We start from the raw sequence: 6173 nt of genomic DNA, 5'->3' as shown, positions 1-6173 counted from the left end.
GTAATTTCTACCATCAATCAATGAAAATAATTTCGATCAATCAACCAGTAAAAATCCACACAAGTTGTTCTTCATAATCTCTTAATGATCTTCTTACTGGTTCGTCACCAGCAAGCTAGGTCGGCTATATTACACTAGATATTCTCAGTGTCAATCAGTAATTCAAATTATTTTAAACTTTCTTTCTAAAACCCAACTCAATCAATTTTAACTAAGTTGCTGTTTTATCAGAAGTTTTAATCTTCATCACCGCCGATGGATGTGCATTCTACAGCATTTTAATGTGCTTGCAACACCTTTTTAAAAGCAGTTGAATCGGGTGTCTATTTTATAAACCATCAAACAAATAAGTATATGTTTTATATAATTAAATTATTTAAATATAATACTCATTATTTTATTTAGAAATATCACTTCAGCCTAAGATTATGAAAAATATAAATTTTATAAAATAAAAAACCAAAAAAGCAGGAGAATACTCCTGCTTTTTGCCTAATTTAAAGACAAATTAGAACTTCATACTCACCCGTGCCCAATAGTTACGTCCAATATTGTTAAACTGTTCATCACTATCAAAACCAAAGCCAGCACTGCCTGCTTTATTTAGATGCTCGGTATAGGTTTTATCAAGCACGTTATCAATACCGACTGACAAATCAACACCATCTCGTAAATGATAAGTTCCATTTAGGGATAAAGTGGCAAAACCTGCGCTTTCCTTAAAGTCCTTACCTACAATATTGCCTTGATTCTGGCTGATACGGCTTTGATCATCCACTATTCTCCATAATGCACCCAGAGTATAGTTGTCTTGAATATAACGTAAGTTGATACGTGCCTCTAAAGGCGCTATCTGTGGTAACGGTGTATTGTCTGTGGTATTTTCACCCCACGCATACATCGCACTCACATCCGCCTGAATTGCATCGGTAAACTGATAACCAACACCCGCTTCTGCACCAGCAATGCTTGCATCCACATTACGTGAATCTGCTGCATTGGCCATCATACTGGTCATCTTGGTTGGATCATAAGTCATCAAGATAAAATCATTGATTAGCCCAGCATAAGCTGAAGCCCAAGTATTTAATGCACCATGCTGATGCTGATAACCTAAGTCCAATTGTAAGGTTTTTTCAGTGTCCAAGCGTTTGAAGGTATGCATCGTACCTTCATAATCAGTTCTAAAAAGTTCCCAATAATCCGGCATGCGTTCAACATAGCCAAGACCAAGATAGCTTTTGGCATTATGATCTGGATGCTGGCTTTCTAAGCGTAAAAAGGCACTTGGTATGGTCTCAGTCCGCTTCACCCCTTTTGCCAGTTTTTCCACACTAACATCATCAACGCGTGCACCACCGACCAACTTATGTTGTTCAGTCATCTGATAGCTTAATTCACCAAATGCCCCATAGGAATTAAACTTCATATCTGTCTTCACGGGCATAGTCATCATGGCAGAGCTCATCCCACCAGCATGATGGTTTTGCTGTGAATCCACACCTGATACGAGTTGAAACTTGTCCCATTCACTGGTCATTGCAAGACGGGTATTCAGCGTACGGCGCGTAACATTCATGGATTTATCAGCCGCAGGAACGTCTCGTAAGCTATAGTTATCCATGACATGATCGTTAAAGTTATAATTGATTTGCCCTTCAACTTTTTTAATCACATCATTGATATTCTTTTTCTCAAATCGCAAGCCTAGACTTTCCCGGGCAAATTTAGAGCCATCCATATCACGGCCTGCATACACCACTTCACCGTCGGCTTTTCCCCCACTCAGTTCGATCCATGTATTTTCGTCCGGTGTCCAACCCAATGCGACATCGGCATTCCAGCGTTCCCAATCCGATGGAACAGTGGTGCCATCACCATCTTTATAACTATCCGACACAGAACGATTGGTATTCAGGCGGATATATTTTTTTTCATCGCCAATTGCCGTTTCCACATTCTGATCCAGACGACCATAAGAACCGAGCAGCACACTGGCCTGACCACGATAATTTTTTTCAGCCGTTAATTCTGTTTCCGGACCACGCTCAAAAATAACCGTCGCAGCCGAACCGGTATTGGCATATTGCACCGTCTGCGGTCCTTTAATCACCGAGATCCGGTCATAGCTTTCCGGGGAAATATACGACGTCGGTGAATCCATACGACTTGGGCATGCCCCGAGGTTTTCCGTACCATCGGTCAAAATTTTAATCCGTGAACCAAACATACCACGGAAGGTGACATCACCATTGGTTCCGGCACCGCTATTGACTGAACTAAAACCGACAATACTTTGCAGATAATCTGCACCATCTGTCGCCGGAATCGGCTGGATCGGCTGTTTGGGATCGGCATGCACAATCAAACCATTAGCATCATTGCCCTGATGAGCAGTTACCACAATCGGCGCTAAGGTTTGAACAGTAGTCGTTTGTTGCTCGGCAAATACAGCCGCTGAATAACCGGCAATACAAATCGCAGCCGCAAGAGGCTGTAAGTAGAATTTTGGCTGAGCCATTTTCAATCTCACTAATACATAAATATGAGCTGCGGTTGAAGCAGCGCAAGGGCTAGAGTCAGTCAAGACCCGAAAATACCTTTTGATTTATGCAAATAGTGGTGGGGCTCGCCCTTGGGGCAGAAGAAAGAGTCGCTGTAAAACAAACCAGACATGACTAAAAGTCTTCTGGAATGCCAATAAGCGTACTTGAATACGGTCTAAAACTTCTTTGACCTCCAGTTCAGGAGGCAAAACCAGATTACCGTAGACAGTACAATACTGACATTGATGATCGGCATCATGATGGCTATGTTCTACAGACTGCTGTTGATGATCTTGATGCAGCTGATGATGTGCATGTGTGGATGCGGAAATGTACGGTGAAGCAGGTTTTTGCAATAATGCACGCGTAATGGTTTCACAGACCGGAGCAATCTGATATTGCTTCGGCAGCAAAGGCTGTAAAAACACAGCAATCTGTAAAAATACGGCTATACAAGATAGCAATAGACCACTACGAAAAAGCACAGGCAAATCCTAAAATTTGTCGGCGGCCAGTATAACAAAGCCCAATTTAAATTGGGCTTTTTTTTAAACTATTTAATCCGGAAGTTGTATGGATTAGCGTTTCACCGCGACTTTTTCTTTTTGGCGCTGACGCACTACTTTTTCCACTTTTTCACGTGCACGTTGACGTTTTAAAGGCGATAAATAATCGACAAATAATTTACCATTTAAGTGATCCATTTCATGTTGAATACAAACAGCGAGAAGTTCATCCGCTTCTAGCTCAAATGATTGACCCTCAAGGTTAATTGCCTCTATTTTTACACGTGACGGACGCTCAACTTTATCGTATATTTGGGGCACTGACAGACAGCCTTCTTCATAAGGCTGAGTTTCTTCAGTTAATGGCGTAACTTTGGGGTTAATAAATACCATGGGTTGATCTTTATTTTCAGATAAATCCATGACAATCAGCTGAATATGACGATCCACCTGTGTAGCAGCCAAACCGATACCTGGGGCTTCATACATGGTTTCAAGCATATCGGCTACGAGCTGACGAATTTCATCAGTAACTTCTTCGACTGGTTTAGCAATGGTACGCAGACGGGGATCCGGGAAACTTAAAATAGGTAATAAGGCCATACGGTGTCCTCACTTATGCCATTGATCAAAAAACAAAATGAAGGAATGCTTCATCAAAAAAATGTGTGTAATATCGTTATTATAACGCAACTACATACATAATTTTAGGAATTATGATAATGAAAAAGGTTTTGAAGGGCATGCCAACTTTTAGTGCCTTGGGGTTTAAAAAACAATTGTTGGCACTTGCCGTATGTGTAAGTGTTGGGGCCGGCATGGTCAGCATTGCTGAAGCAGCACCTGCCCGTAATATCAATCCACCTGCATTAAAAGCCGGAGCACCACAAGTTTATGTGGTGAAAAAAGGCGATACTTTATGGGATATTTCCAAAAGATTTTTGAAGAATCCAGTACGTTGGCCTGAAATCTGGGCCAGCAATAAACATGTGAAAAACCCACACTGGATTTTCCCGGGTGACCGCCTGCTCATGTGTACCTATAACGGCAAACCAATTATTGGTAAAGATGAAGGTGATGGCTGTGAAGGGATTATCCGTCGTTATACCGGTGGCACCAAGTTACAACCTCAGGTTCGGGTGGAATCATTAAACAATGCCATTCCTGTCATTCCGCTGGAACACATCAAGCAGTGGTTAGAACGCAGCACCATTGTTGCACCTGAATCCATCACAGGTACGCCATACATTTTAGGCACGGCGGATCAACGTGTTCTGGCGGCTCAAGGTCAAACCGTATATGCGCGCGGTAATGGTCTGGAAGTGGGTCAACGCTATGCCGTTTACCGTGAAGGTGAACCGTATATGTTTACCGATGCAAAAGGCAAAAAATATAATGCCGGTCTTGAATTGATTCAGGTGGCATCTGGCATTGCCATCCGTGGTGAAAATGACATTACTACGCTTGAACTGACAGATACCTATAATTCAGAAGTTCGTCGTGGCGACCGTGTATTGCCTGAATACGATCCAATGCTTCCAACCTTGTTCTACCCAACCAATGCTGAAGATGTGGTTGCCGGTGGCCAAGTGGTTCGCGTGATGGGATCAATTGGCACTGCTGCAAAACACAGTGTGGTGACGATTGACCGTGGTAGTTTGCAAGGCGTTCAAGCTGGACAGGTATTGACGGTGAGCCAGAAAGGCGAAGTCGTGACTGACCCGAAAACCAAAGAGCGTATTCAACTCCCTGGACAACGCATTGGTAACATCATGGTATTCAAGAGCTTTGATAACCTGAGTTATGCCTATGTACTGGATAGCGAATTGCCAATTAAAGTCGGTGCTGGCATCCAGCCACCACTAATGGATGAATAATCCTTCAATCAAAATAAAATAAGGCTGAGATTCAGCCTTATTTTTTAAACAATAATTTAAACAATAAAAAGAAGACATCTTTAAAGGTCTCGTTATGCTCAATTCCTTAAGCACCTTGCAGCTGGATTACATTCGTTTATGGTTTCTGGTACAGCACTCTCTGCCCAGCTTTTATAAAATCCAGGAATACTATACCCATCTGGCAAAGGCAACACAGCCCGATCAAATTGAAACCTGGCAAAAACTTGGCATTCACAAAAACCATATTCAGCGGCTGCGAGATTTTCACCTTCCTGAATCACAGCGGCAATTTCAGCATTGTATTGATCTGATTCAAAAACAGAGTGATTTTGTACTGTTGCAGGATGATGCACACTACCCGCAGCAACTGTTGCTCTATGCCGATAGGCCGCCGATCCTGTTTGGTCAGGGCAATGTCCAAGCCCTGTTACAACCGCAAATTGCGATTGTCGGTAGCCGTAAACCCAGCAATCACGGACGCCAGGTGGCCTATGACTTTGCTTATTATCTCAGTGAAAAAGGCTTTTATATCAGCAGTGGCTTGGCACAAGGCATTGATGAAGCCGCCCATCAGGGTGCTTTGCAGCACAATCGCACCATTGCCGTGATGGGTACAGGCCTAGACCTGACCTATCCCAGTCAAAATCAGCCGTTGCGACAGCAGATTCTTGCTCAGGCCGGTACGGTAATCACCGAGTTCTTACCCGGAACCCCTCCTTTACAGCAGCATTTTCCGCGGCGCAACCGCATTGTCAGTGCCTTAAGCCTCGGGGTCATCGTTGCAGAAGCTGCACTGAAAAGCGGTTCTTTAATCACGGCAAAATGGGCAGCAGAACAAGGCAAATTGATCTTTGCCATTCCAGGACATATTTATAGCGAGCATCATCAAGGTTGCCATCAACTGATTCGTGAAGGTGCCATTTTAGTCGATCATCCTGAACAGGTGATTGAAGATCTAGCCCTGCCGACACAATGGCATACTCAACAGCACAGCGAACAGGCCAGCAAACTCGCTCCTTTGGATGCCCAGCCCGAACTGCCAGCGCATTTAAGCGTTTTGTACAATCAGCTGGACTGGGTCGGGCAACTTCTGGATGAGCTGGTCATTCAACTGCAGTTAGACATTGCCACCCTGACCAGTCAATTGATGGAACTGGAATTACTTGGCTTGTGCACCCAACAAGCTGGCATGTATCTACGTTGTCGTCCAGGCAAATAAGGTT

The 6173-nt window shown here is 43.4% G+C and carries 5 protein-coding genes; 2 read left to right on the top strand and 3 right to left on the bottom strand.

What is annotated here, in order from left to right; genetic code table 11:
* Nucleotides 1-508: 508 nt before the first annotated feature.
* The 3 genes from GTU69_RS16185 to def all read right to left on the bottom strand — a co-directional run bounded on the left by GTU69_RS16185 (nucleotide 509) and on the right by def (nucleotide 3655).
* On the bottom strand, nucleotides 509-2521 hold the full coding sequence (locus tag GTU69_RS16185) for a TonB-dependent copper receptor (RefSeq protein WP_166172022.1): 2013 nt from the start codon (nucleotides 2519-2521) through the stop codon (nucleotides 509-511).
* A gap of 87 nt (nucleotides 2522-2608) precedes the next feature.
* Entirely contained in the window at nucleotides 2609-3031 is a 423-nt protein-coding gene (locus GTU69_RS16180; protein ID WP_166172020.1) for a DUF2946 family protein, read from the bottom strand.
* Between the two features lie 93 nt (nucleotides 3032-3124).
* Nucleotides 3125-3655, bottom strand: a complete 531-nt coding sequence (gene def / locus GTU69_RS16175; RefSeq protein ID WP_086196623.1) for a peptide deformylase — start codon at nucleotides 3653-3655, stop codon at nucleotides 3125-3127.
* A 119-nt stretch (nucleotides 3656-3774) separates the two neighbouring features.
* On the opposite strand from def, the gene GTU69_RS16170 reads away from it, so the two are divergent.
* Together GTU69_RS16170 and dprA are read left to right on the top strand one after the other, a co-directional pair.
* Nucleotides 3775-4929, top strand: a complete 1155-nt coding sequence (locus GTU69_RS16170; RefSeq protein WP_166172018.1) for a LysM peptidoglycan-binding domain-containing protein — start codon at nucleotides 3775-3777, stop codon at nucleotides 4927-4929.
* A gap of 94 nt (nucleotides 4930-5023) precedes the next feature.
* A complete protein-coding gene (gene dprA, locus GTU69_RS16165) occupies nucleotides 5024-6169 on the top strand; it encodes a DNA-processing protein DprA (protein ID WP_166172016.1) in 1146 nt (381 codons plus the stop codon).
* Nucleotides 6170-6173: the final 4 nt, after the last annotated feature.

The sequence above is a fragment of the Acinetobacter sp. SA01 genome (assembly GCF_011319235.1).
In the GTDB taxonomy this organism is placed as follows: Bacteria; Pseudomonadota; Gammaproteobacteria; order Pseudomonadales; family Moraxellaceae; genus Acinetobacter.
This window is presented reverse-complemented; position numbering and strand designations above follow the sequence as displayed.